This window comes from Chitinophaga sp. (assembly GCF_039596155.1).
Taxonomy (GTDB): domain Bacteria; phylum Bacteroidota; class Bacteroidia; order Chitinophagales; family Chitinophagaceae; genus Chitinophaga.
Genome location: NZ_JBCNKF010000055.1, coordinates 1 through 25,279 on the forward strand (window position 1 = coordinate 1; position 25,279 = coordinate 25,279).

Below are 25,279 nucleotides of genomic sequence, written 5' to 3' on the forward strand. Positions count from 1 at the left end.
ATTACTTTTTTGTGAAAGTTGACAGCAAGCTGGAAAAGATTGCTGTCAACGATATCCTTTTCATAGAAGCCATGGAGAACTATGTAGCGATCCATGTACCCGACAGGAAGATTATTACGCACCTGACGCTAAAAATGTTGCAGGAGCACCTGCCGGGAACATCCTTTGTACAGCCGCATAAGTCCTATCTCGTAGCGATCGATAAGATCAATAGTATTGAAGGGAATACACTGTATGTAGGTGCTTTCCAGATTCCCGTTTCGAAATACCAGAAAGAGGAAACATTGCAGCGGATTCTAAATAATCGTTTCCTGAAACGCTAGCTGCCCTGCGTAACCTCTTTCTTAAAGCGATAACGCCGCTGCTGCATCGACCACTCCCCAGCCAAAAGAACTATTGCGGGTAAGAGGGTAGGAGGCCGCTCTCCGCATTTTACTGATAATACTATCTCTGGGTAGTCCGGGATTTTTACTCCATATCAATGCCGCAATCCCTGCGCAGCTGGCAGTGGCCACTGAAGACCCGCCTACTGTAGAAGGGACATCGCCACTCATGGCTACACTCAACGGATGACGACCGGAACCTGATTGTTCCATTACAATTGTGAAGTCCACTTTACTACCTACATGGCAGTCATCGCAACGGGTGGTGAGGTTGTCTTTCACGCCGGTTACCGCATGGACCTGTGGTTGGTTTGCCGGGAAAATCACTCCTACGAAGCCCGCGAAGAAAGAGAAAGAGGTACCGGCAGCACAGAACATGAGTTTCTGTTTACTATCTGCATAAGCAATTGCATCCTTGATCTGTCCGTAGTTGAAAATTGTACCCATGCTCATACTGATGATTTTCACTTCCGGATCATCGCCCCCCATTACATAAGCATCTGTAACACCATTCACAGATGCTGAAGAGAGGATCACCACGTTTTCTGCTGCATGCACCATGAGCAGGTTACAGTTATAGGCGATACCTGCCGTGTTGCCATCCGTGCCACGCGGCGCCGCCAGCGCGCCTGCCATACTGGTACCGTGACCACAGTCGTCATTGGTAGTGCCACCGGGATAAGTGACCGCCCGGGAAATAGTCCGGCCCGATGAATACCCCTGGTTGAAAGCATCCCCCAGATTTTCCTGCCCGTCACTGATACCTGTATCTATGATCATCACTTTGATGTTTGCGCCGGTAGATTGTACCCATGCCTCCGGAATGTGATGATAAGTATAATTCCAGGACTGTTTCGCAGCAGGAGCGATCGATACATAATCCGTACCGGCTACCAGGTTTGTCTGTGCGGTATTGCTCCCGCATCCGAAATTCAACAGGCTGCTGGTGGGTCTGGCATTCTCCATACTATAGGCACCATAGCCAATAGGATCTGCATAGCGCACGAAAGCCGCTGCCCGAAGTGCTTTGATGGTGGCATAGTTCCCCACCCTGAGGTTCACGAATGGCAGCTTTCCTTCCCTGAAGGGATAGATGAGGGAGCCTTCATATTGCTGCACGACCTGTAACACTTTGTTCTTATCGCCATCGGTGTAACCGATACTTAAGATGCTGTCTGACTGGATCAATGCACTCCACAGCATACTGTCGTTCGCCATGGCCCAGTCAAAATGATCTTCTTCTGCCAGTTGCCGGTCTATAAAGTCGTTAATAGCTGATCGTGGAATGATAGTGTCAGGGTTAACATTGCGAATAACCGGTATGGAATCTTTCCTGGAACAGGCGGTGAGTGCCAGCAGGAGCAGGAGTGGGTAGATGGGTTTCATAACAAAGGATTTTATTTATAAGGTACAAAATCTTTCGGGAATTATAGGTTATGCAACAAAGTTGCATATATTTGCAGCAAACAATACATATAATGATGACAGACCGTTTGCCTGTAACGGTACTCAGTGGATTCCTGGGTGCTGGCAAGACTACTTTGCTCAATCATATCCTGCATAATAAAGAAGGCTTGAAAGTGGCCGTCATTGTCAATGATATGAGCGAGGTGAATATCGATGCCCAACTCGTAAAAAATGAACATACGCTGAACAGAACAGAAGAGAAACTGGTGGAGATGAGCAATGGTTGCATTTGTTGCACGCTGCGCGAAGATTTGCTGATTGAGGTGGAAAAACTGGCGCTTGAAAAGCGTTTTGACTATTTACTCATTGAGAGCTCCGGCATCAGTGAGCCATTGCCTGTGGCGCAGACGTTTACTTATGGTACCCTGGATGAATTATCAAGACTGGATACTTTAGTGACAGTGGTGGACGCCTTCAACTTTCTGCAGGACTATGGCAGTACCCGTATTCATGAAGAACGTACGGTTGTGAACCTGCTCACCGACCAACTGGAATTTGCGAATGTGATTATATTAAATAAAACAGATCTGGTCACTCCGGAGATGCTGGGAACTTTAAAAGCGGTGATCCAACAACTCAACCCTGGTGCTAAAATTATCACGAGCACGTTTGGCAGGATTGCACCAACAGAAATATTGAACACACACTTATTTGATTTTGATACCACAAGTCAGCAGGCCGGCTGGATCGAAGAGCTCAACAAAGACCACCATACGCCGGAGACAGAAGAATATGGCATCAGTAGTTTTGTGTTCCGCGCCCGCGAACCATTTCATCCGGCACGTTTCTGGGCTTACCTGAACGATGAATGGCATAGCAATATCATTCGCAGCAAAGGCCTTTTCTGGCTTGCCAGCAGACCAGACGATGCGATCAACTGGAGCCAGGCAGGTGGTAGTTTGCGCGCGGAAAAAGCGGGCGTGTGGTGGTGCAGTATGCCATATAAAGATCGGATCCGGTATGCCAGTTTCCTGGATAACAAAGAGGAGATAGAGGGCAAATGGGATAAAAACTTTGGTGACAGGCACAATGAACTGGTGATGATAGGCAAGGATATGAATAAGGACCTGATTACGATAGAATTACAGAACTGTTTATGCACACCGCTGGAAATTGCGGCTATGCAAAGAGGGCAAAGGTTTTCGGACAACTTCCCCCTGTAGCGTGACTACGGAAGTTATCAGTGATGCATAAACGGTTGCCGGATCCTGATTAAAATCAGGCACCGTATTGAGCAATCGTTTATGCCTGACTGACATAAGCGATTTTTTATATTATTAATTTACTATACCTTTGCGACCATTGTTAAACCATAACTGCAAAAAACCTCATAGATGGGACAAGCGAACTTACCTCCATTCTTCAACTACAGCGATTATTTCATTGACGAAAAAATCGGCCTTTTCAAATTCTCTAATGCCTATAAAGTCTACGACGATCAGGGCCAACAGATCGGGAATATTCAACAAACTGTACCTGTGTGGCACAAGCTGCTGCGTTTGTTTATAAGCAAGGCTATATTGCCGTTTACCCTTGATATTAAGGAGATGGACGACACGGTGGTCGCCACAATTCACCGCAAAAGTACATTCTGGATGTCGAAAATTACTATCCTGGATGGTAATGGTACGCCAATCGGTGGAATCAAACACAAGTTTAAACTGTTCAAGCCACTGTTCCACATTACCGATGCAAATGGTAATGTGATCGCCGAGATTAAAGGTGATTGGAAAGCCTGGAATTTTACGGTGTTCGATACAAATGGGAACGAATTGGGACAAATTACCAAGAAGTGGGCAGGTGTGCTGAAAGAGGTGTTCACTACTGCTGATAAGTACCGCGTTACTATTGGAAAAGAATGTCCTGAAGATATCAGGAAGATTGCCATCGTGGCTGGTGCCATCACCATCGACATGGTGTTGAAGGAATCAAAATAATACAGTTGACGTAAACAGATTGTGGAGGCCGGGGAATTCCCGGCCTTTTTCATTATCCGCCTGCATCTTTTTTTCTACAAATTGTGTTAAAATTCTACCATGGCAGCATACTCTGGCATTTTCTTTGAATTTAATGGCTGAACCCGTCCCTGTCGGGACATCTTTATTGATAAACCATTAACCAGACGTGAACCATGGGTAATCTTGATATATCCCCGACTTTGTGCATAGGTATCGGCTGTTCTGCCGGCGGTCTTGAACCTGTTTGTGAATTTTTCCAGCACTTCAGAGAAAAAACAGGCGCAGCTTTTGTTGTGATTCCACACTTGTCAGCCGAATATCCCAGCCGTTTCAGTCATATCGTACAACGGTTTACTGATATGCCGGTGCATCGTGTGACCGATACCGTGAAAATGCAATCCGACAATGTATATGTTTTGGTAGAAGGTAAGATGATGATTGTAGAAGATCATGTTCTGCGTGTGCGGAAGCGATATTCCCGCGAAATCATCAACAAGTCGATTGATATTTTCTTCAAGTCGATGTCTAAATGCTATGAAGAGAATGCTGTGGGCATCCTCCTGTCGGGTATGGGTACCGACGGGATAGAGGGCATTAAGGCCATCGAAGACCGTCATGGGTTGGTGCTTGTGCAGGATCCCGAGTCGACAGACTTTAATATCCTGCCACTGACCGCGATCCACAGGGACGATCCGCATGCTGTATTGCCACCTCCGGAGATCGCAAAGTTCCTGCAACGGTATTTGAAAACCGGTAAGCGCATGATTTGATGCTATTTTTATATATCTTTAACGCTTTATATAGACACAAGCAAAAAAGTTTGTATGCCTGACATGCATCAAGATGCTGAAGGTAGCCGGCGTAAATTCGGTGCGGGGCCCAATGCTGCCTTAAAAAGTATCCTGTCTATCCTTTCAGAATATTCAGGAGTTGATTTTTTGCAGTACAAGCTTTCCACCATTACAAGACGGCTGCAACGCAGGATGTCATTAGTGAACATTCCAGGTTTCGAAGAGTACCTAACTTTAATAAAAGAAAATGAAAATGAGCAGAATATAGTATTTGCTGAATTATTAATTCATGTATCGTCGTTTTTTCGGGATCCCGGAAGTTTTGAATATCTATTCAGAACCGTCCTGCCACAGGTTACCCGGCAGGCGGTAGATGGGGATGAACAGGTACGCATCTGGGTAGCAGGATGTGCTACCGGGGAAGAAGCGTATTCTATCGCTATGTGCCTCTATGAAATCATGGGGCATGAAAATTTTACTGACAAGGTAAAGATCTTTGCGACTGATCTCTCTGATGCCGTGATCGCCAAAGCCAGAAAGGCCGTCTACCCTAAAACACAGATGGCTGGTGTGTCTGACGCAAGGCTGGCGCAGTTTTTCAGGGAAGTGGAACAAGGATATGAAGTGGTCAGCTATATTCGGGATGTATGTGTATTTGCATCTCACAATATGCTTACTGACCCGCCGTTTGCAAAACTGAATCTGATCAGTTGCCGCAATGTACTAATATACATGCAGCCCGTTCTGCAAAAGAAGATGCTCAGCATTTTCAATTACGCTTTAAAAGACAAAGGTTTCCTCTGGCTGGGCAAGTCTGAAACTAACCGCTCGCCCGACCTGTTTGAAATGCCTTCGAAAAAAACGAAGGTCTATTTAAAAAAGAACGTAGATAAGTGGACGCTGAGAAGTGCGTTCCCCACTAATAAAAAAATCAAGCACATGACACCCAGCTTCGACCAGGAAAGAGATGAGAATGTAGATGCACAGAAGGCGGCTGATAGTATTATCCTTTCCATGTTTGCTCCTTCTGCAGTTTTACTCAACGAGCAATTCGACATCATCGAATTCCGTGGGGTGACCCTGCAGTTCTTCGAGCATGGCCCGGGTAAAGCCAGTCTGAACATCCTGAAGCTAGCCCATAGAGATCTTGTACATAGTCTGCGTAGTGCCCTGAACCAGGCGCAAACAGGAAAAAGAAATGTAAAAAAAGAAGGTATCACCATTTCCGTTGCTTCCGGTCAGCTGACCGTAGGTTTTGAAATTGTGCCCATTGTGAACCTGCATGAGACTTACTACCTGGTGATCTTTGATCATCAGTCGCCCGAGCAGGCGGCAGCCGATACCAAAAGAGTGGAACCTGTCAGTGAAAGTCACGATGATAAGACATTGCGTGTACTGCAGATGGAAAAGGAAGTACAGCGCTATAAGGATGAGCTGCGTGCAGTAGCAGAAGCGTATGAAGCTACTAACGAAGAATTGCAATCTGCAAACGAGGAGTTGAAAAGTCTGAATGAGGAACTGGAAGTTTCCCAGGAAGAACTACAGGTGATTAATGATGAACTGAGCACCCGTAACAACGACCTGCTGGAACGGAATAACCAGTTAAATAATGCGCGGCTGTACGCAGAAGCCATTGTAAATACCGTACATGAATCGCTGGTGATCCTGGATGCGAATATCCGGGTGGTGAGCGCAAATGCTTCTTTCTATCGTTTTTTCAAAATAGACAGGAAAGAAACGGAAGGGAAGATTTTTTATGAACTCGGAAACAAGCAATGGAATAACTCTGACCTGCGTACCCTGCTGGAAAACCTGCTTTCTTCCAGAACACCTTTCATCAATTACGAACTTACACACAAATTCAGTGCGATCGGGGAACGAACCATGTTACTGAACGGGCAGCTTATTACTTCCCAGGATCTGAAGGAAGACCTGATCTTGCTGGCAATCGAAGATATCTCTGAAGTAAGGGAAGCCCGTGAGCGGATTGCACGCAAACAGGAACAGGTACGTATCAATGAAGAACGTTTACGCCTTGCGCTGGATGGAACGAAAACAGGTACCTGGGAGTTTAACCCGTCTAACCGGGAGATCCTCCTGTCCGACAGAAGCAGGGAGTTATTTAATATCAGCAGTATAGCCCCTGTAGAATACGATACTTTTATTAAAGCCATTCATCCTTCGGATGTAGACGGAGTGCACGGATCTATACAGGCTGCCCTGGCAGGCATCGACAATGGTCAGATCAATATCGATTTCCGGATCACTGCCAGTGAAGACAAAATAAAATGGATCTCCTGCAAGGCACAGGTGTTCTTTGAGGAGCGCATTGCCAGCAGGGTGTTAGGCGTGGTGACAGATGTGACGGAGACCAAATTGTACCAGCGTCATTTGCAGGACGTCAACAACCGCCTCAACTTTGCCCTGGAAACGGGCAAATTAGGCTCATGGGAGCTCAATACCGAGACAGGGATACTGGAATGCAATGACCTCTGTAAAGCGAATTACGGGCTTACCAGCAACTCAATTGTGACTATCGACAAATTAATGCAGGCCATTCACCCGGATGACCGGGATCGCGTAAAACAGGCCCTCGATGTGGCATTGACGAATCATACCCTGTTCTCAGAAGAATACCGCATCAAAGGAACAGACGCTGCGATCCGCTGGGTAATGGCCAGGGGGCAGTCTGTCGTAAATGAGCAAACCGGCGTACGGCACATGATCGGTATTACACAGGATATTACAGAGCGGAAGCAGGCACAATTACACCTGCAGCAAAGTGAGGCTTACTTCAGGATGATTGCCGATACGGCGCCTGTCATGATCTGGATCGCGGAAAAAGACGGTTCGTTCTCCTTCTTTAATAAAGCCTGGCAGAAATATACCGGGCGATCTATTGACCAGGATAAGGATAAAGGCTGGTACGATATCATGCATGCAGAAGATATCGATAAATGGAAGATCAATTTCAGCCGCTCCTCCCGCGACAGGCGTAATTTCTATTCTGAGTTCCGGCTGAAAAGGCAGGATGGCACTTATCACTGGTTGTCATGCTCCGGTATTCCGCGATTTACAGCACAGGATGAATTTGTCGGTTTTATTGGTGCCTGCGTGGATATCGACGACCAGAAAATGGTGGAAGATGCATTGGAACGCAAGGTACGTGAGCGTACGGTAGCACTGGAAGAGGCGAATGTGAACCTCTCTAAAAGGAACCATGAGCTGGAGCAGTTTGTATTCATCACTTCCCATGATCTGCAGGAGCCGCTGAGGAAGATCCGTCTTTTTGCGGACATGCTCGAAAATGTAAAGTCTGACAATAGTAAAATTGATACCGGATTATATCTCAGTAAGGTAAAACAATCAGCTATCCGCATGTCGGACCTGATTCGTGACCTGATCGCCTATTCAAGACTGGAACTGGGCGAAAATGCCTTCCTGCCGGTAGACCTGAACCAGATTGTGGCCAATGTGACGGAGGATTTCGAACTCCTGATCAGGGAAAAACAGGCACAGATGGAGATCGGTGAATTGCCGGTGCTGGATGCGGTGCCTTTGCAGATGAACCAGTTGTTCTACAACCTGATCGGCAATGCCCTTAAGTTCTCCAATCCAAACGATTCCTGCCGGATTACAGTAAGTGCCAACAAACTGTCTGTTGCAGATATGAACGATTACCCACACCTGAACAAAAATACCTCCTGGTACAGGATCATCGTGGCGGACAACGGGATCGGGTTTAACCAGTCGTATGCAGATAAACTGTTTGTCATCTTCCAGCGGCTGAATCAGAAAGAGAAATTTGAAGGAACAGGCATCGGGTTAGCCCTGTGCCGCAAGATCATGGATATCCATAATGGTGATATTCAGGCATTTGGTGTAGAAAACCAGGGGGCAGCCTTCCATATTATTATACCAGAAGTACAACAATAAGCGCTTTTGCCTCCGGGCAAAAGCGTCTATAATAAAAAGATAACATATCCACATTCTTCGATTTTATCCCCATAAATACAATAAATCCCCGGCAGATACGTAAAATATAGCAGAGGTTTAAATATTATTAACAAAGCCTTGGTAATCATCCTGATTTATTATTGTAAAATTTAATATAATTTTGCGTAAATTTCGTCCTGATTACAAAATTTGACACTGGTTGGGCAATAGTGAGCGAAAACGACTATAAGCCAGACCTACCCATATAGCTATGAGGCCTATCCTATGTCTATTTTTTATTATCGCGCAGTTGATCGTCCGGGGACAATCACAAGTGTCGCCACCGGCAGCATCACCGCCTCCGGCAGCAGCACCTGCGGTTGCTACACCTCCTCCTGTGGGTGGGGGACCAGCCAGCCAGCCAGCTCCTCCCGCTCAGCCAGCGCCAGTAGTAAGAAAAGGAAACTTCGAAACTGAATTTAAAATGAAATCCGGGAGCTACCTCGGATTTGGACAAGTAAACCTGGGACTGGGAGAAGTTGCAGTCAAGGTGACCGTATTCTGTGAAAACAAACAATCAAAAGGTTCCAGACTTGAATTTAGAATAAACAGCCCCAGGGGGAAAAAGAGTCGTCGCATAGGTACCCTGAAGATTCCATATACAGGAGATACAACATATAACCTCAAAATGACGGGCAATTCCAAATACTCATTTGGTGTACATGACCTCTATCTTGTAGCAAAGGGAAGTCAGTTCAGTATTACTGCTATTTCGTTCGAGTTGAATTATTAACCCTGTCCCGTCAAAGAAATTATTCTTCCTTAATATTTTTTTCTATTTTGGGATTGTGTTAAACAACCCGGATTTTTCATTTTTTAAACTGTAGCGAACATCTGATTCAACAGCCAGAGATATATGGCCCATTCATTTACATAAAACCACGTTGTGATGAAAGCAAAGACTCTGAACGCGCATGAAACCCGTTTCCGAAGCTTTAATTTGAAAACCAGACCGTAACAATGCTGTCTGAGCATGTAGTAAACCCGTTTTGAAAACTTTTAAAACCAATTTTAATTTTTGAATTGATTGAAAACCAAAATCTTCAGTGACTCCCGTTGCTGTAGCCTTCGTATTCTTTAACTATTAAATCTCGCGTATGAAAAATGTGCTCCTCTTCCGGGGCTGGCTTTGCTATGCCCTGATCCTGCTTTTTTATTGTAGCGTTATACAGGCGCAAGACCTTCCCCTCAAAGGACGTGTTGTAGACAAAACCAACTCGCCCATAATCGGTGCCACCATCAAGATAGATGGTACTTCCAAAGGAACGACAACGAATCCCGAAGGAGCTTTTACCCTTCCTGTCACCAAAGGAGCAAAGATTACTATTACTGCCATCGGCTTTTTACCGCAGACGCTGACCGTGACCGGCACTACCCTCCAGGTCTCATTAGAGGCTGATACCAAAGGGTTGAGTGAGGTGGTGGTGGTAGGTTACGGCGCACAGAAAAAAGAGGCTGTATCCGGCGCTATTACCAGCGTGAAAGGGGCAGACCTGATCAAATCACCCGCTACCAATCTGTCCAACTCCATTTCCGGCCGTATGCCCGGGGTCACTGCTATGCAGAATAGCGGTGAGCCGGGATATGACGGTTCTACATTGCGCATCCGTGGTTCAAATACACTGGGGAATAATGATCCCCTCGTTGTAATCGATGGGGTCGCGAACCGCGTTGGTGGACTCGAGCGTATTAACCCGGTGGATATCGAAAGCATCTCGGTACTGAAAGACGCCTCCGCCGCAATTTATGGCGCCCGCGCGGCAAACGGCGTAATCCTGGTCACTACCAAAAGAGGGAAGACAGGTAAGCCACAGCTGACCTATTCTTTCAACCAGGGATGGTCTCAGCCCACTCATATTCCGGACATGGCCAACGCCCCTGAGTACGCACAGCTGCGCGATGAGCTGAGCCTCTACCGGGATGTGCCCGCATCAGAATGGAATAATGCATGGAGCGTGTACAAACAGCATGGTACCTATACTTCCCCCACCACGAACAAGATCTGGAACGTAGCCTTTGGACTGGATGAAATTCAGAAATACAAAGATGGAAGCGACCCGTGGCTGTATCCGAATACCAACTGGTATAAATCGACCTTCAAAACCTGGTCGCCACAATCCAATCATAGTCTGCAGCTGGCAGGTGGTTCCGAAAATGTGAAGTACCTCACTTCATTTGGGTATCAATCCCAGGATGCCTATTACAAACACTCGGCTACAGGGTATGACCAATACAGCCTGCGCGTAAATCTCGATGCGAAGATCAACAAGTACATGAACGTAGCGGTAGACCTGATGGGCAGAGAGGAAAACCGCCATGCCCCTACACGTTCTGCCAGCGACATCTTCCGCATGCTGATGCGTGGTAAACCCACGGAAGCTGCTTTCTGGCCCAATGGCTTACCCGGACCGGATATAGAGTATGGCAATAACCCCGTAGTGATCACAACAGATCAGACAGGTTATAACAGGGACCGGCGTTACTATGTGCAGAGTAATGCGCGCCTGGACATCACCATTCCATGGGTAGACGGTTTGAAACTGAGTGGTAACATCGCGTATGATAAATACCTGAAGCGTACCAAAAACTGGATGACACCGTGGTACCTGTATACATGGGACAAGAAGACTTACCAGGATGACGGTGTCACACCTTTGCTGGTTAAAAGTAAGAGAGGCACCGACCAGGCTTTACTTTCGCAAGGTGATGAAGACCAGACCAATCTACTGTTAAGAGGGTTACTTACTTACGATCATACTTTCAATAAAGAGCATACAGTCAACCTGGTATTCGGGGTGGAAAAAGAAACTGTCAACTTCGATAATTTCGGAGCTTCACGCAAATATTTTATTTCAAGTCTGATCGATCAGCTGAGTGCAGGTGGCGATGCGGAGAAGGATAACAATGGCGGTGCATGGGACCGTGCGCGCCTGAATTACTTTGGCCGTGCAGCATACAATTACCGGGAGAAATACCTGGCTGAATTTGTATGGCGATATGATGGCTCCTATATGTTCCCGGCAAATTCACGTTTTGGTTTCTTCCCCGGTATCATGGCAGGGTGGAGAATTTCAGAGGAAAACTTCTGGAAGGACAATATCAAATTCATGAACTACCTCAAGCTGCGTGCATCGTGGGGTAAACTGGGCAATGACCAGATTTATTTCGATGACAACGGCGACGGTACACTCACCCTGCAGGAATACCAGTACTATGCTACTTATGGATTTAACAGTTATATCCTTGGCGGCAATGTAGTAAAATCTCTCTTTGAAGCACGCATGCCTAACCCCTTTATAACCTGGGAAGTAGCGAATAATTACAACCTCGGTCTGGATGGTGCGCTGTTGAATAACAAACTCTATTTTGAACTGGATGCATTCATGAACAAACGTACCGGTATCCTGGTACGAAGAAATGCATCTGTACCCCAGACAACAGGTATGACACTGCCTGCGGAAAATATCGGGAAAGTAGATAACAAAGGATGGGAATTCCGTATCGGGTATACCGATAAAATTGGCGCTGACTTCAGGTATGATGTAAGTGTGAATGGCGGATACTCCAAAAATAAAATCATCTTCTGGGATGAAGCACCAGGAGCCCCCAGCTGGCAGAAGTCTACCGGCCGTCCTATGAACACCGCACTCTATTATCAATATGATGGTGTTTTCAAAGATTTTGATGATATCAGCAAGAATACAATCGATTACAGTGCGCTTACCAACAATCTTCGCCCCGGTGATATGAAGTTTAAAGACATAGATGGAAACGGGAAAATCGATGGTGACGATAAGGTAAGAAACGACAAGAGTACACAGCCGACTTTTACAGGGGGTGTCAATATCAGTTTGCAGTATAAAGGATTTGACCTCGCAGTTTTAATTCAGGGTGCAACCGGTGGCGCACTGGCTATCAACACAGAATCCGGCGAGATCGGCAACTTTACAAAAGACTATTATGATCACCGGTGGAGTCCTGATAACCCCAGCTCCGTAGATCCCCGCGTAAACGATCGAAATGACACTTACTGGGCCACAGGCAATTCCTATTGGTTCAGGAAGACGAATTACGTGCGCCTGAAAAACCTCGAAATCGGGTACAGTTTATCTGACCTTTTGAAGAGGCGTTCGGGGGTGAATGGACTGCGCATTTATGCGAACTGTCTCAACCTGTTTACACTGGATAAATTAGGCATCCTTGATCCCGAATCGGTGAATGGAAATGGGCAATATTACCCACAGGCAAGAGTCATCAATGCCGGTTTTACTTTAACGCTTTAATACGATTGCTGTATGAAATATTTACTTGTTATTCTGTTGCTGACAACTGCTGCGTGTAATACAGACTTTCTGAATACCAGGCCTTTAGGAGAGGCTACTTCAGATGATGTATGGACTGATCCTGCACTGGCAGAAGCTTATGTCAATGATATTTACAATGGTCTGGGTAATGGCGGCTTTCCTGAAACCATGCTGTCTTCCGCCACTGATGAAACCATGTTTACGCATAATTATGGCATGAAGAATATGGTGGAGTCTACCATCAGCCCGACAGATGCGGAGTATATCAATAGCCGGGGCACTTTTCAGTGGGGAACGATGTATCTGCGTATCCGTGCGTGCAACAACTTCTTTGCGAATATCGGGAAGGTGAACTTTGATAAACAGTTGCAAGCCTCCCGGCTGAAAGGAGAGGTGTTCTTCTTACGTGCATGGTTTTATCAGCAGCTGGTCAGGAACTTCGGAGGCGTGCCGCTGGTAGAACAGGTATATACCCTGACGGACGCAGACTACAGTATAGCGCGCAATACATTTGAGGAATGCGTGGACCATGTCGTGAAGGATTGTGACTCTGCAGCTTATTACCTGCATGGTACGGAAACAGTGTCAGTGAAGGGACGTGCAAATGAAGGCGCTGCGTTGGCGTTGAAGTCGCGCATATTATTGTATGCGGCAAGCGACCTCCATGATATGCCAACGGCCAGGGCAAAGTCTGCAATCATCGCAGCTGCGTCCAAACCAGAGCTGTTGGGATATGTATCGGGTGACAGGATGAGTCGCTGGCAAAAAGCCCTGGATGCAGCGAAAGCTGTAATGGATCTGGGCAATTATTCATTGGCATCACCTGATCCTGCTTCTGCTGCAGAAGCGGCTACAAATTATCAGACGATGTTTTTAAAGGATAATTCAGAGAGTATTTTCTCCCGCTATTTTGTGAATGCGAAGTCGGAAGCAGGAGGACAGATAGGCTTGTACAACGGACTAAATGGCTACCATAACTGGTCGGGAAATACCCCTACGCAGTTGTTGATCGATGATTATGAAATGATCGACGGCAGCGCGTTCGACTGGAACAATGCTGCGCATAAAGCGCATCCTTATCAAAACCGCGATCCTCGTTTTTATGCATCGATTTTATATGATGGTGCAGACTGGCGGCAAAGGCCTACAGATGTGGCGGATATGGATCCTGCCAACCAGGTCCAGGCGGGAACGTATGAGGTCTGGGACGGTTCTAAAGCTATCCCTAACCCCGGATTGGATACGAGACAGGGACCAGTGGAGGACTGGAACGGCAGTTTTACCGGGTATTATATGAAGAAATTTATTGACCCGGCAGTAGATGCACAGTATTTCAGGCAGGAAGTGCCATGGCCATTTTTCAGGTATACGGAGATTATACTGAACTATGCAGAGGCGCTGATGGAGCTGGGGCAGGAAGGCGAGGCAAAAACCTATCTGAATATGATCCGCAGGCGGGCAGCGATGCCGGATATCACTTCTTCCGGTGCGGCGTTGAAAGCAGATTACCAGCATGAAAGGGAAATAGAGATGGTCTTTGAAGAACAGCGGTATTATGATGTGAGAAGGTGGATGATCGCACCGGCCACGATAGGAAGAGCGTTGAGAGGCGTGAATGTACAGGGGAAACTAAAGGCAGGTAGTAAGGTAACACTGTATAAGTACGACCTGGCAAATTATGATTACACATATACGCCGGTGACGCTGGTAAATGAAAACCGGTTGTGGCTGGATAAGATGTATTTTATGCCCATACAGCGGGATGAGATCAACAGGAACAGCAAACTGATACAGAATCCTGGATTTTAGTTCCTCAGACGCGTTATTTATGTGTGAAAGCAAAAATTTGCTTACTCCCTCAGGCCAGTTAACCTGATTATTGACCACTCATTTAAAAAATAGTTACCCTCGCTCCGCCAGAGCGAGGGTATTTTGTAATTTCAACCCGGCTTTAACAACTCAATTCTAAAACCAAGCAACCAAAATGAACAAATTTTCTTTGGCTACAGTAGCACTAGCCACCTTCCTCACCAGTTTCGGCCCTGGTGTGCCTGGTACAGCCGTAAAGCCAGATGCAGACAACGCGGGACTGAAATTACCTTCCGGGTTCGGCGCCCTGGTCGCTGCTGAAGGGCTGGGTCATGCCCGCCATCTGGCAGTTACTCCCGAAGGCGACCTCTATGTAAAGGTAGAAGGCACCCGTAACAAGGGCAATACCATCTGGTACTTGCAGGACACCAACGGCGATGGTAAGATCGACAGGAAAACAGGGTTCTTTAAATACGACGGTACAGGCATAGCCGTAAAAGGCAATTATTTGTACGCATCATCCAACACAGATGTGTACCGTTTCAAACTGAACGATAAGCACCAGGTGATCGATACGGCCAGATCAGAAACCATCGTCACAGGTCTGATCAATCGTCACCAGCACGAAGCCAAAGCCTTCACGCTGGACAATGATGGCAACCTGTACGTGAACATTGGCGCATATTCCAATTCCTGCCAGATAAAAGACCGTACCAAAGGCTCCCTGGGCATGCAGCCTTGCCCGATCCTGGATTCAGCAGGTGGCATCTGGCAGTTCAAAGCCGACAAACTCAACCAGACTTACGGGGATGGTCAGCGCTATGCTACCGGACTGCGTAATGTGGTAGGCCTCGACTGGAATACCCGGTTGAATCAGCTGTTCGTGATGCAACATGGCCGTGACCAGCTGCATGACCTCTTCCCGGATATGTACGACGAAAAGCAGTCTGCAGAACTACCGGCAGAGTGCATGTATGCCCTGCACAAAGGTTCCGACTGCGGCTGGCCATATATCTACTACGACCAGATCCAGCATAAAAAGATCCTGGCACCGGAGTACGGCGGCGACGGCAAAAAGACGGGTGGAGATCATATCCAGGATCCTGCAGCGGCTTATCCGGGCCATATGGCACCTAATGCGATTCTTTTCTATACAGGTAGCATGTTCCCTGAAAAGTACCGTAACGGCGCGTTTATCGCATTCCATGGTTCCTGGAACAGAGCCCCGGAACCGCAGAAAGGTTACTTTGTGGTATTCCAGCCGTTTAAGGACGGCAAGCCGGCAGGTGACTGGGAGATCTTTGCAGAAGGGTTTGCAGGTCCGGGTGAGATCAAAAGTCCGGGGCAGGCACAACACCGCCCATGCGGACTGGCTCAGGGACCTGATGGTTCCCTGTACATTTCGGACGATGTAAAAGGAACTGTATACAGGATTGTTTATAATAAGTAGTATGAGAATATGGATGATCGCAGCGGTGCTGCTGGGTAGTTGTGGCGTAGCGTTAGGGCAGAATACCACCGCTGCTTCGATAGCCCGCGGAAAAGTGTTGTACCAGAATATATGTTTAGCGTGTCATCAGGCGGATGGAAGTGGGGTACCGCGTATGAATCCTCCTTTGATCAAAACCAGCTTCGTACTGGGCGACAAGACTAAATTGATTACAATTGTCCTCAAGGGATTGAATGATGATGTGGAGATAGAAGGAGAGTATTATTCCAATCCTATGCCACCACAGGCGCAGCTGAAGGACCAGGAGATTGCAGATGTACTGACGTATGTGAGGAATAGTTTTGGAAATAAGGCGAGCGCAGTAAAGGCGGCGGAGGTGAAGGTGGTGAGGGCAAAAATAAAATAAATTGCTGAAGGAAGCTGGAGGAGCTGGGGGATGTGGTCAATACACGGGTCAAAATCACCTGTGCCGGGTACGGAACCAGACAATGGCAACTTCGGCAAAGCCCTTCTTGTCAACAAGATAATGGTCCGGATTACTTGGTACGGAACCTGACGATGGCAGCTATAGAGTGCTTTTCTTGTCAACAAGATAATGGTCCGGATTACCCGGTACAGAACCTGACGATGGCATCTATAGAGTGCTCCTCTTGTCAACCAGATAATGACCCGGATTACCCGGTACAGAACCTGACAATGGCAACTGTAGGATGCTTTTCTTGTCAACCAGATAATGGTCCGGATTACTTGGTACAGAACCTGACAATGGCAACTGTAGGATGCTTTTCTTGTCAACCAGACAACCGCCCGGATTAAAACACCGCCAGCAGGTCGGATACGACGATCTGGCCTGATTGTAAGTATTTTAAGAGGTCAGCCGCCACCGGCTGGCCTTTTTTAGTGTTTTTAATTCTTCCCTCAGCATTCATTTTCAATAGATTTGCACATTATAAAACTGATTTATATTTTTGTACAAATTCAATGGGACATGTCATCGAATCTTGAAGTGGTACAGGAAATCAGTGAGTTTAACAGATACTATACCAGTTTGTCGGAAACCTTGAACCGACACGTATCCGAAAACAACCTTACCTTGACGGCCTTAAGGGTCCTCCACACCTTAACAGCTGAAGACCAGTGCACCGCTGGCAAATTAGTGGATCATCTTGGAATTGACGGCGGCTACCTGAGCCGTATGCTCAAAGCTTTTGAAAGCGAACAACTGCTGTCCCGTAAGAAATCTGCGCTGGATGGCCGTACCTGGTACTTACAGATCACTGCCAAAGGGCGGAAATTGCTGGAAATGATGGAAGAAACTGCCGGAGAGCAGATCCGTCAATTGCTGGAGCCTATTCCTGCCGACCAGCAACAGGCACTGGCAGCGGCAATGAAAACCATTCGCCATATTCTGTCAGAAGAAAACCGGATCACAGCCGACGATATCTCCTGGAGGTATCAGTTGCAACCCGGAGACGCCGGCTACCTGATGTATATGCACGGTACCCTGTATGCGAAAGAGATGGGGTATAACCTGGAGTTTGACACGAACGTATGTAAAAACTTTGCTGAGTTCCTGGAGGCATATAACCCTTCCAAGGACCAGGTATACCTGGCATTGCACGGAAATCAGATCGTGGCATCGATCGCCGTCGTATGGCATTCCCGGTATGCGGCGCAGCTGAAATGGTTCCTGGTACATCCCGATTTCAGGGGAATGGGACTGGGAAGAAAAATGCTGGCGGACGCGATTACGAATTGCCGGGAAAAAGGCTATCATAAGGTATGGCTGTTCTCGACTAACCTCGCAGAGACCGCGAATGCGATGTTCAGGAAAGCAGGGTTCAGAAAGACCGGTGAGAAACCTGTAGGCTTGTATGGAAAGCATATGAATGAAGAGCGTTACGACATGGATCTCGTCTAGTATAGAAATTAAATAATCTTTTTAAAAAATCGCTTATGCCCACGGGGTATAAGCGATTTTTTTTATATCTTAACAATCCACGTTATTGGTTTTATATCTCTCAAAATAAACCCACGAAAATGAAACCCATTTTTACACTCAGTGCCCTGCTGTTACTTATACACCTGTGCACTTTCGGCCAACTAGCTACTTATGGTCCCGTAGCAGAAAATTTGCAGACAAGTATGTACAACACCTTCGGTGTACCCACTTCAAATTACTGGTGGTGTGCACATGGGATAGATGCCCTGAATGACGGCTATCTGCGTACCCGGTCCAACACGTACAAAACCCGTATGAAGAACCTTTTACTAGGCACCAGGTCATTTAATGGCAACACCTATATCAACACCTTCTACGATGATATGGAGTGGATGGCACTGGCCGCACTTCGGGCGTATCAATCAACCGAAGATGCCGATTATTACAACGTTGCCTCCCTGCTTTGGACAGACATCAACACCGGGTATTCCAATGGAGCCATCGACTGGAATAAGAATTGTTCCGGTTGTAAAAACACCTGTGCGAATACACCTGCTGTCATCCTGGGTGCTCGCATATACCGGTATACAGGTAATGCCGCAGATCTGCAAAGAGCAAAGGATATTTACACCTTTGTAAAAGCCAACCTGGTAGACGCTACCACCGGTGCCGTCTGGGACAACATTAACCTGAATACAGGCGTGACCCAGAAAGCATGGATCTTCTCTTACAATGTAGGTACATACATCGGTGCTGCATGGGAGTTGTATAAGGCCACGAATGACGTAACCTATCTGAATGACGCGGTGAAGACGGCGGAGTATGCATATAACAGCCGGCGTCCCAATGGAATGTTCTTCGCAGATGAAACAGGTGGGGGAGACGGTGGTTTGTTCAAAGGTATCTTTATTCGTTATCTGGCTTTGCTGGCAAGGGAAGGAGTATTGACAGATGCCGTGAGAGCAAAGTACAATGCAGCAATACAATACAATGCAGAGGTATTGCGCACACAGGGTATTAATACTTCCAACAACCTGGTGAGTCCTAACTGGTCCGTGGCTCCGGGTAGTTCAACGGACTATTCCACGCAGATCAGTGGTGTATTTGTAGAAGAGGCAGCCGCCAACCTGGACCAGGCATTCTTCTATAAAGATATTACCTACGGTGGCTATGCATGGCCATTGCCGGTGGGTGCTTATAACACAGCCGCGCTGGTAGCAAAAGGAATCAGGGATAACGATATTACAGCTTACGCGATCCCCGCTGGCTACCAGGTTACCCTGTATAAGAATGATAATTTTACGGGAGATAATGTCACCATTACCGGCTTGAGTCCATGGATCGGGAATGCCTGGAATGATAGTGCATCTTCGCTGATCGTGCATCCTGTAGGTGTGGCAACTTTTTACAAGGATTGCAATTATACAGGTGCTTTTGTAAGCCTGGCTGCCGGTACTTATACCTTGTCACAGTTGCAGGCCAGGGGCATACAGAATGATGATATTTCTTCCCTGAAAGTAAGTAGCGGATACCAGGTAACGATGTACCTGAATGACAATTTTGGAGGTAGAACCGTGGTGAAGACGGGCGACGATGCCTGCCTGGTCGATGACAACTTTAATGACTCAACTTCTTCTGTCCGGATTACCGCCGCTGCCCCGCTGGTAGCTGTAGGTGCGATGGTGAAGAACACTGTCAATGATCCGTCATTCGTTATCTATCCGAACCCTGTAAGAGATGTATTGACATTGAGAGCGGGGTTTGATTTCTCCAAAGAAATAGTGCGTGTGGTGGATATGTCAGGCAGGGTGGTGTTAGCCACTTATACGTCAACGGGGAGGATAGATGTATCCCGTTTGCCGGCTGGCGTATATACACTGGTGGTATTGCATGGTAATCAGCAGTATGTGAGGAAGTTTGTAAAATAAATCATGTTATGGACGAAGAGTTAGCTGTATCCGTTACTATCCTGCGTATATACACTGGTGGTATTACATGGCAATCAGCAGTATGTGAGGAAGTTTGTAAAATAGATCATGTTACGGACAAAGAGCTAGCTGTATCCTTTACTATCCCGCGTATATACACTGGTGGTATAACATGGTAATCAGCAGTATGTGAGGAAGTTTGTAAATAGATCATGTTACGGATAATGGGTTAGTTGTATTCCGTTACTATCAGGTGCGCATGCGCTGGTATTATCGCATGGTAATCAACAGTATGTAAAGCTGTTTGTAAAATAGATCACTTTACGAACAAAGAGTTAACCGTATCCCGTTACTATCCCGCGTATATACACTCGTGTTATCGCATGGTAATCAGCAGTCTGTAAGGCAGTTTCTAAAACAGATCATTTTACGAACAATAGGATAACAGCTGTATCCCCTTACCATCACGCGTGCATACGCTGATGTTATTTCATAATAATCAATACTATGTAAGGAAATTCATAAAACAACTCACCCTAAAACCGGCAGGGTTCTTGCCCTCTTACCGGCCGAAGGCCTACACGAAAAATCCGCTGATGCAATAGCACGCTCAGCGGATTTTTCACAAATTGTTTTACCTTTACGCCACTGTGCAGTTAGTTTCGTAGGCGGACAATAGCGTGATTTATTCCCCATCATATGTTGAAATTGAATCGTTTAAAAAGCGGTAAAGTATTGTTTTCATTCAATGGTATTTTGCTGATCGTGTTAGCCCAATTATTACTCGGAAGTTTGGATACAGGGACATCCAAATCTAAAAGGCTGGTATCACTCAAGGCGACTGTACCGATAATCAGGTTACATCCACCGGGGTTGGAAGATACATTGAGCTTTTCGATAGTTGGCGATCTCATGGTGGGTTCCAGCTATCCTTCCACCTATTACCTTCCTCCTTATGATTCGGGAACCATCCTGCAGGAAGCACTAGCCGTGCTACAGCGAACCGATCTGCGCATCGGCAACCTGGAGAGCTGCGTGTCTGATTCAGCGCCCGTATTCAAAAGCTGTGGTACCAACCAGTGCTTTGCCTTCCGTACACCCGTTAAATTTGCCCAATGGTATAAGGACGCCGGTTTTGACTACCTGAACCTGGCCAACAATCACAGTTTTGACTTTGGCCTGAAGGGGGTGAATAATACCCTTGATTGGCTACAGGCCAATAATATCCGTACCAGCGGAACGCCGCAGCACCCTACCGATAGTATCACTGTAAGGAACACCCATATTGGTTTCGTCTCTTTTGCTCCACACAGTAACTGCCTGGATCTGAATAACGATACCATCGTCCAGGAATATATTACAGACCTCAAAACCCGTTTTGACCTGGTCGTTGTATTTTTCCATGGTGGGGCAGAAGGTGCCTCAAAAATGACCACGCCCAGGACAAAAGAAGTCTTTTATGGGCAGAACAGGGGAAATGTTCGTCATTTTGCACGACTTTGTGTAGATGCCGGGGCAGACCTCGTAATCGGCTCCGGCCCCCATGTAGTAAGGGGAATGGAGGTATATAAAGAAAAATTAATAGCTTATAGTTTAGGAAATTTTTCAACTTATCATCAATTCAATTTAAAATATCCGCTAAATATTGCACCTTTGTTGCAGGTAACAATCACAAAAGAGGGTAGATTGCTGGACAATAAAGTCTTCTCTTTCAAGCAAGAAGGGGAAGGTATCCCAAAACCGGATTCGGCGATGACAGCTTTCAGAACGATCCGTTCATTGTCGGAAAAGGATTTTGGATTTAAGGGAGTGAATGTAGGGACCTTGTGATGCAAAAAACGTAATTGTGAAGAGGCTAATATTACTGCTATTGCCCCTGGGGGCGACCATAACGACTGCTGCACAGCAGAAAAAGAAAACCAAAACCACGCCTGCGAAGAAACAAACGCACGTGGTGCACTCCACGCATGCTAAAACCACAGCACATGCGCATAGTTCCCATTCTGGTAAAACGGCTCACCTGACCCATACTAAACCCGGTGCAAAAGGGAAGTATCATCATGCTGTAACCGTAAAGAAGCCCATTGCTTCGCAGGTGAATCCTGATTTGCCGGACGAACCGACACATGCAGCATATGTACCCGATAGTGCGGACCTGGCCAGTATCAAACAGGAGGAGGTGCGTAACCTGCTGCTCACACTGGTATCTGAACTGGGTAAACCTTACATCCGCGGGGCCATCGGACCTATTGGCTTTGATTGTAGCGGGTTGATCAACTATGGCTTCAATGCAATTGGTATGACGCTTCCCAGAACGGCGGCAAGTATTTCCGTATTAGGACAGGTTGTGGCGCCGGAAAACTTCAGCCCGGGAGACCTACTGTTTTTTACAGGAAGGAAAAATGTGAAAGGGAAGAAAGTGGGGCATATTGGTATGGTCTATAAAGTGGAGGATGGAAAGGTGCTGATGATTCATTCTTCTAATCAGGGAGTGAACATCGTCGATATCACAAATAGCAGTTATTATAAGAAGCGATTGGTTGCCGCCAAACGGATATTTGAGCCTACAGCTGTCGATTCCTGCCAGGAAGCGATGCCCATGAACGAAAGCAAGAAATAACACATTGATAAGGCTATCGGCTGCGAAGACACGCCTGTTTCATCAATTATCCCAACAAAATATTGCTGAAAACAAGAAAGAAATCTATTCTCAGAAATAAAATCGCCCGTATCTCCAGAAGGTACGGGCGATTTCTTTTTCCCCTCAGAATCGTTTCCCGATTTCTTTTTATCCCCCGTTCGTTTTTTTTGCTTTCAATCCCTTATTTTTAAGGATCATCCCCGAACCAAAAACAATCGTTATGGAAGCACAGCAACTGGACATGAACAGGAATGAAGATGCCATGCGCAGATCGCTCAGTACCCTGAAACAACGCCTCGCCATTATAGAACAGGGCGGAGGTAAAAAGAACCTCGAGAAAGTTCGCCAGCGAGGCAAATTGACACCCCGCGAACGTATCGCTTATCTCTGCGACAAAGACACTCCATTTACTGAAATAGGCGCTTTCGCGGCCTATGGTATGTATGAAGAACATGGTGGTTGCCCTGCAGCAGGCACTGTAGGTGGTATAGGGTATATTGCCGGTCGTCAGTGTATGATCGTGGCCAATGATATGACTGTAAAAGCCGGTGCCTGGTTTCCCATGACAGGCAAGAAAAACCTGCGCCTGCAGGAGATCGCCATGGAGAATCGTTTGCCCGTCATTTACCTGGTAGATAGTGCAGGGGTATACCTGCCTATGCAGGATGAGATCTTTCCGGATAAAGAGCATTTTGGACGTATATTCCGCAATAACGCACGCATGAGTGCCATGGGTATTACACAGATAGCTGCAGTAATGGGCAGTTGTGTAGCTGGTGGTGCATATTTGCCCATCATGAGCGATGAGGTGCTGATGGTAGAAGGCAATGGCTCCATCTTCTTAGCCGGACCTTACCTGGTAAAAGCGGCCATTGGTGAGACCATCGATGCGGAGACGCTGGGCGGCGCTGTCACACATACAGAGATCTCTGGCATTGCCGACTATAAGTTTAGTACAGATGAAGATTGCCTGGATCATATCAGGAAAATAGTGAGTAAACTGGGGCATCCGGCTACTGCCGGCTTTGACAGGATTGAGCCCGCCCAGCCAGAGAAAGATCCGGGTGAGTTGTATGGCATAATTCCGGAGGATAGCACACGTCCTTACGACATGGTGGAAGTGATATCGCGGCTGGTAGATAAGTCTGAATTTGATCAGTATAAAGAGGATTATGGTAAGAGCATCTTGTGCGGATATGCCCGGATAGACGGATGGGCAGTAGGAATAGTAGCCAATCAGCGTAAGATCGTGAAGAGTAAAAAGGGAGAGATGCAGATGGGAGGTGTGATTTACAATGATAGTGCTGACAAAGCGGCCAGGTTTATCATGAATTGTAACCAGAAGAAGATACCGTTGATCTTTTTGCAGGATGTAACAGGGTTTATGGTGGGAAGCAGGAGTGAGCATGCGGGGATCATTAAGGACGGCGCTAAGTTGGTGAATGCGGTGGCAAATTCCGTAGTACCCAAGATTACAGTAATCGTTGGAAACTCATATGGTGCGGGCAATTATGCCATGTGCGGTAAAGCATATGATCCAAGATTCATATATGCGTGGCCGAATGCGAAGATCGCCGTAATGGGAGGTGAGCAGGCGGCGAAGACATTGCTGCAGATACAGGTAGCATCGTTGAAAGCGAAAGGAGAGGAGATCACACCGGAAGAGGAGAACAGGTTGCTGTCAGAGATAACCGCAAAGTACAATAGCCAGACAACACCGTATTATGCGGCAGCAAGGCTGTGGGTAGATGAGATCATTGATCCGCTGAATACCAGGAAGATCATATCGGAAAGCATCAGGGCGGCAAATCACGCGCCAATTGAGGAAGGGTTTAGTTTAGGGGTGTTTCAGGTTTAGGGCCATAATCCCTATCTTTGCCCGCTATGTCCGAAGTTATAATCTATACAGACGGTTCATCCCGCGGCAATCCAGGCCCTGGTGGCTATGGCGTTATTCTCATGTGGAATTCAGTTCGTAAGGAACTCTCACAGGGATATCGCAAAACTACCAACAACCGCATGGAATTGTTGGCGGTCATCGTCGCACTGGAGTCGCTGAAAAAAGACGGACTTCCCGTACGCATCTTTACCGATAGTGAATATGTAATCAACTCAATTGAAAAAGGGTGGCTATGGAACTGGGTGAAGATCGGCTTTAAAGACAAGAAGAACAAAGACCTCTGGCAGCGGTTTATACCGGCTTACAAAAGGCAGCAGGTGAAATTTACCTGGGTGAAAGGACATGCCACCAACCCGTTTAATAATCGATGCGATGAACTGGCTACCGCCGCTGCCGATAGCGGACAATGGCTAATCGATCAGGGGTTTGAATCCGGGAACTAGCATTCCATTTCATTTACTGAATACCAATCGATGCGATAAACCCGCTGCCGATAGCGGACAATGGCTAATCGATCAGGGATTTGAATCCGGGAACTAGCATTTCATTTCATTTACTGAATACCAATCGATGCGATAAACCCGCTGCCGATAGCGGACAATGGCTAATCGATCAGGGATTTGAATCCGGGAACTAGCATTTCATTTACTAAATACCAATCGATGAAATAAACCCGCTGCCGATAGCGGACAATGGCTAATCGATCAGGG

The 25,279-nt window shown here is 46.8% G+C and carries 18 protein-coding genes; 17 read left to right on the forward strand and 1 reads right to left on the reverse strand.

Annotation, left to right across the window (positions count from 1 at the left end; genetic code table 11):
• Window positions 1–323, forward strand: a 323-nt coding sequence (locus ABDW33_RS30635) for a LytTR family DNA-binding domain-containing protein (RefSeq protein WP_343693898.1), incomplete at its 5' end; no start/stop codon positions are given.
• A 21-nt stretch (window positions 324–344) separates the two neighbouring features.
• Here ABDW33_RS30635 and ABDW33_RS30640 read toward each other — a convergent pair.
• Window positions 345–1,769, reverse strand: coding sequence for a S8 family serine peptidase (locus ABDW33_RS30640; RefSeq protein ID WP_343693899.1), 1,425 nt, complete (start codon window positions 1,767–1,769; stop codon window positions 345–347).
• Window positions 1,770–1,861: 92 nt separating this feature from the next.
• Between ABDW33_RS30640 and ABDW33_RS30645 the strand changes: the two genes are divergently transcribed.
• The 16 genes from ABDW33_RS30645 (at window position 1,862) to rnhA (ending at window position 25,012) form a co-directional block, all read left to right on the forward strand.
• Window positions 1,862–3,013 (forward strand): GTP-binding protein, encoded by a 1,152-nt coding sequence (locus ABDW33_RS30645; protein WP_343693900.1) that lies wholly within the window; start codon window positions 1,862–1,864, stop codon window positions 3,011–3,013.
• Window positions 3,014–3,184: 171 nt separating this feature from the next.
• Window positions 3,185–3,787, forward strand: a complete 603-nt coding sequence (locus ABDW33_RS30650; protein ID WP_343693901.1) for a phospholipid scramblase-related protein — start codon at window positions 3,185–3,187, stop codon at window positions 3,785–3,787.
• Window positions 3,788–3,981: 194 nt separating this feature from the next.
• Window positions 3,982–4,578, forward strand: coding sequence for a chemotaxis protein CheB (locus tag ABDW33_RS30655; protein WP_343693902.1), 597 nt, complete (start codon window positions 3,982–3,984; stop codon window positions 4,576–4,578).
• A 54-nt stretch (window positions 4,579–4,632) separates the two neighbouring features.
• Window positions 4,633–8,535 carry a CheR family methyltransferase gene (locus ABDW33_RS30660; RefSeq protein WP_343693903.1) on the forward strand — a complete coding sequence of 1,301 codons (3,903 nt, stop codon included), beginning with the start codon at window positions 4,633–4,635 and terminating at the stop codon, window positions 8,533–8,535.
• Between the two features lie 271 nt (window positions 8,536–8,806).
• Window positions 8,807–9,328 (forward strand): carbohydrate-binding protein, encoded by a 522-nt coding sequence (locus ABDW33_RS30665; RefSeq protein WP_343693904.1) that lies wholly within the window; start codon window positions 8,807–8,809, stop codon window positions 9,326–9,328.
• A 364-nt stretch (window positions 9,329–9,692) separates the two neighbouring features.
• Window positions 9,693–12,878, forward strand: coding sequence for a TonB-dependent receptor (locus ABDW33_RS30670; RefSeq protein ID WP_343693905.1), 3,186 nt, complete (start codon window positions 9,693–9,695; stop codon window positions 12,876–12,878).
• Window positions 12,879–12,890: 12 nt separating this feature from the next.
• Entirely contained in the window at window positions 12,891–14,708 is a 1,818-nt protein-coding gene (locus tag ABDW33_RS30675; RefSeq protein WP_343693906.1) for a RagB/SusD family nutrient uptake outer membrane protein, read from the forward strand.
• A gap of 175 nt (window positions 14,709–14,883) precedes the next feature.
• Complete coding sequence (locus tag ABDW33_RS30680) at window positions 14,884–16,158, forward strand: PQQ-dependent sugar dehydrogenase (protein WP_343693907.1); 1,275 nt, start codon at window positions 14,884–14,886, stop codon at window positions 16,156–16,158.
• A 1-nt stretch (window position 16,159) separates the two neighbouring features.
• On the forward strand, window positions 16,160–16,564 hold the full coding sequence (locus ABDW33_RS30685; RefSeq protein ID WP_343693908.1) for a cytochrome c: 405 nt from the start codon (window positions 16,160–16,162) through the stop codon (window positions 16,562–16,564).
• A gap of 582 nt (window positions 16,565–17,146) precedes the next feature.
• Window positions 17,147–18,079: a bifunctional helix-turn-helix transcriptional regulator/GNAT family N-acetyltransferase gene (locus ABDW33_RS30690; RefSeq protein ID WP_343693909.1), complete on the forward strand. Its 933-nt coding sequence runs from the start codon at window positions 17,147–17,149 to the stop codon at window positions 18,077–18,079.
• 119 nt (window positions 18,080–18,198) lie between these two features.
• Window positions 18,199–20,028 (forward strand): glycoside hydrolase family 76 protein, encoded by a 1,830-nt coding sequence (locus ABDW33_RS30695; protein ID WP_343693910.1) that lies wholly within the window; start codon window positions 18,199–18,201, stop codon window positions 20,026–20,028.
• Between the two features lie 8 nt (window positions 20,029–20,036).
• On the forward strand, window positions 20,037–20,207 hold the full coding sequence (locus ABDW33_RS30700) for a hypothetical protein (RefSeq protein WP_343693911.1): 171 nt from the start codon (window positions 20,037–20,039) through the stop codon (window positions 20,205–20,207).
• A gap of 520 nt (window positions 20,208–20,727) precedes the next feature.
• Complete coding sequence (locus tag ABDW33_RS30705; protein WP_343693912.1) at window positions 20,728–21,858, forward strand: CapA family protein; 1,131 nt, start codon at window positions 20,728–20,730, stop codon at window positions 21,856–21,858.
• Between the two features lie 16 nt (window positions 21,859–21,874).
• Window positions 21,875–22,648 (forward strand): C40 family peptidase, encoded by a 774-nt coding sequence (locus ABDW33_RS30710; RefSeq protein WP_343693913.1) that lies wholly within the window; start codon window positions 21,875–21,877, stop codon window positions 22,646–22,648.
• A gap of 241 nt (window positions 22,649–22,889) precedes the next feature.
• On the forward strand, window positions 22,890–24,527 hold the full coding sequence (locus tag ABDW33_RS30715; protein ID WP_343693914.1) for a carboxyl transferase domain-containing protein: 1,638 nt from the start codon (window positions 22,890–22,892) through the stop codon (window positions 24,525–24,527).
• A 26-nt stretch (window positions 24,528–24,553) separates the two neighbouring features.
• Window positions 24,554–25,012: a ribonuclease HI gene (rnhA, locus tag ABDW33_RS30720; RefSeq protein WP_343693915.1), complete on the forward strand. Its 459-nt coding sequence runs from the start codon at window positions 24,554–24,556 to the stop codon at window positions 25,010–25,012.
• Window positions 25,013–25,279: the final 267 nt, after the last annotated feature.

Excerpts from the sequence above, each read along its gene's own strand:
- ABDW33_RS30640 (WP_343693899.1), bottom strand. The coding sequence starts at position 1,769 with ATGAAACCCATCTACCCACTCCTGCTCCTGCTGGCACTCACCGCCTGT.
- ABDW33_RS30645 (WP_343693900.1), top strand. The coding sequence starts at position 1,862 with ATGATGACAGACCGTTTGCCTGTAACGGTACTCAGTGGATTCCTGGGT.
- ABDW33_RS30650 (WP_343693901.1), top strand. The coding sequence starts at position 3,185 with ATGGGACAAGCGAACTTACCTCCATTCTTCAACTACAGCGATTATTTC.
- ABDW33_RS30655 (WP_343693902.1), top strand. The coding sequence starts at position 3,982 with ATGGGTAATCTTGATATATCCCCGACTTTGTGCATAGGTATCGGCTGT.
- ABDW33_RS30660 (WP_343693903.1), top strand. The coding sequence starts at position 4,633 with ATGCCTGACATGCATCAAGATGCTGAAGGTAGCCGGCGTAAATTCGGT.
- ABDW33_RS30665 (WP_343693904.1), top strand. The coding sequence starts at position 8,807 with ATGAGGCCTATCCTATGTCTATTTTTTATTATCGCGCAGTTGATCGTC.
- ABDW33_RS30670 (WP_343693905.1), top strand. The coding sequence starts at position 9,693 with ATGAAAAATGTGCTCCTCTTCCGGGGCTGGCTTTGCTATGCCCTGATC.
- ABDW33_RS30675 (WP_343693906.1), top strand. The coding sequence starts at position 12,891 with ATGAAATATTTACTTGTTATTCTGTTGCTGACAACTGCTGCGTGTAAT.
- ABDW33_RS30680 (WP_343693907.1), top strand. The coding sequence starts at position 14,884 with ATGAACAAATTTTCTTTGGCTACAGTAGCACTAGCCACCTTCCTCACC.
- ABDW33_RS30685 (WP_343693908.1), top strand. The coding sequence starts at position 16,160 with ATGAGAATATGGATGATCGCAGCGGTGCTGCTGGGTAGTTGTGGCGTA.
- ABDW33_RS30690 (WP_343693909.1), top strand. The coding sequence starts at position 17,147 with ATGTCATCGAATCTTGAAGTGGTACAGGAAATCAGTGAGTTTAACAGA.
- ABDW33_RS30695 (WP_343693910.1), top strand. The coding sequence starts at position 18,199 with ATGAAACCCATTTTTACACTCAGTGCCCTGCTGTTACTTATACACCTG.
- ABDW33_RS30700 (WP_343693911.1), top strand. The coding sequence starts at position 20,037 with ATGGACGAAGAGTTAGCTGTATCCGTTACTATCCTGCGTATATACACT.
- ABDW33_RS30705 (WP_343693912.1), top strand. The coding sequence starts at position 20,728 with ATGTTGAAATTGAATCGTTTAAAAAGCGGTAAAGTATTGTTTTCATTC.
- ABDW33_RS30715 (WP_343693914.1), top strand. The coding sequence starts at position 22,890 with ATGGAAGCACAGCAACTGGACATGAACAGGAATGAAGATGCCATGCGC.
- rnhA (WP_343693915.1), top strand. The coding sequence starts at position 24,554 with ATGTCCGAAGTTATAATCTATACAGACGGTTCATCCCGCGGCAATCCA.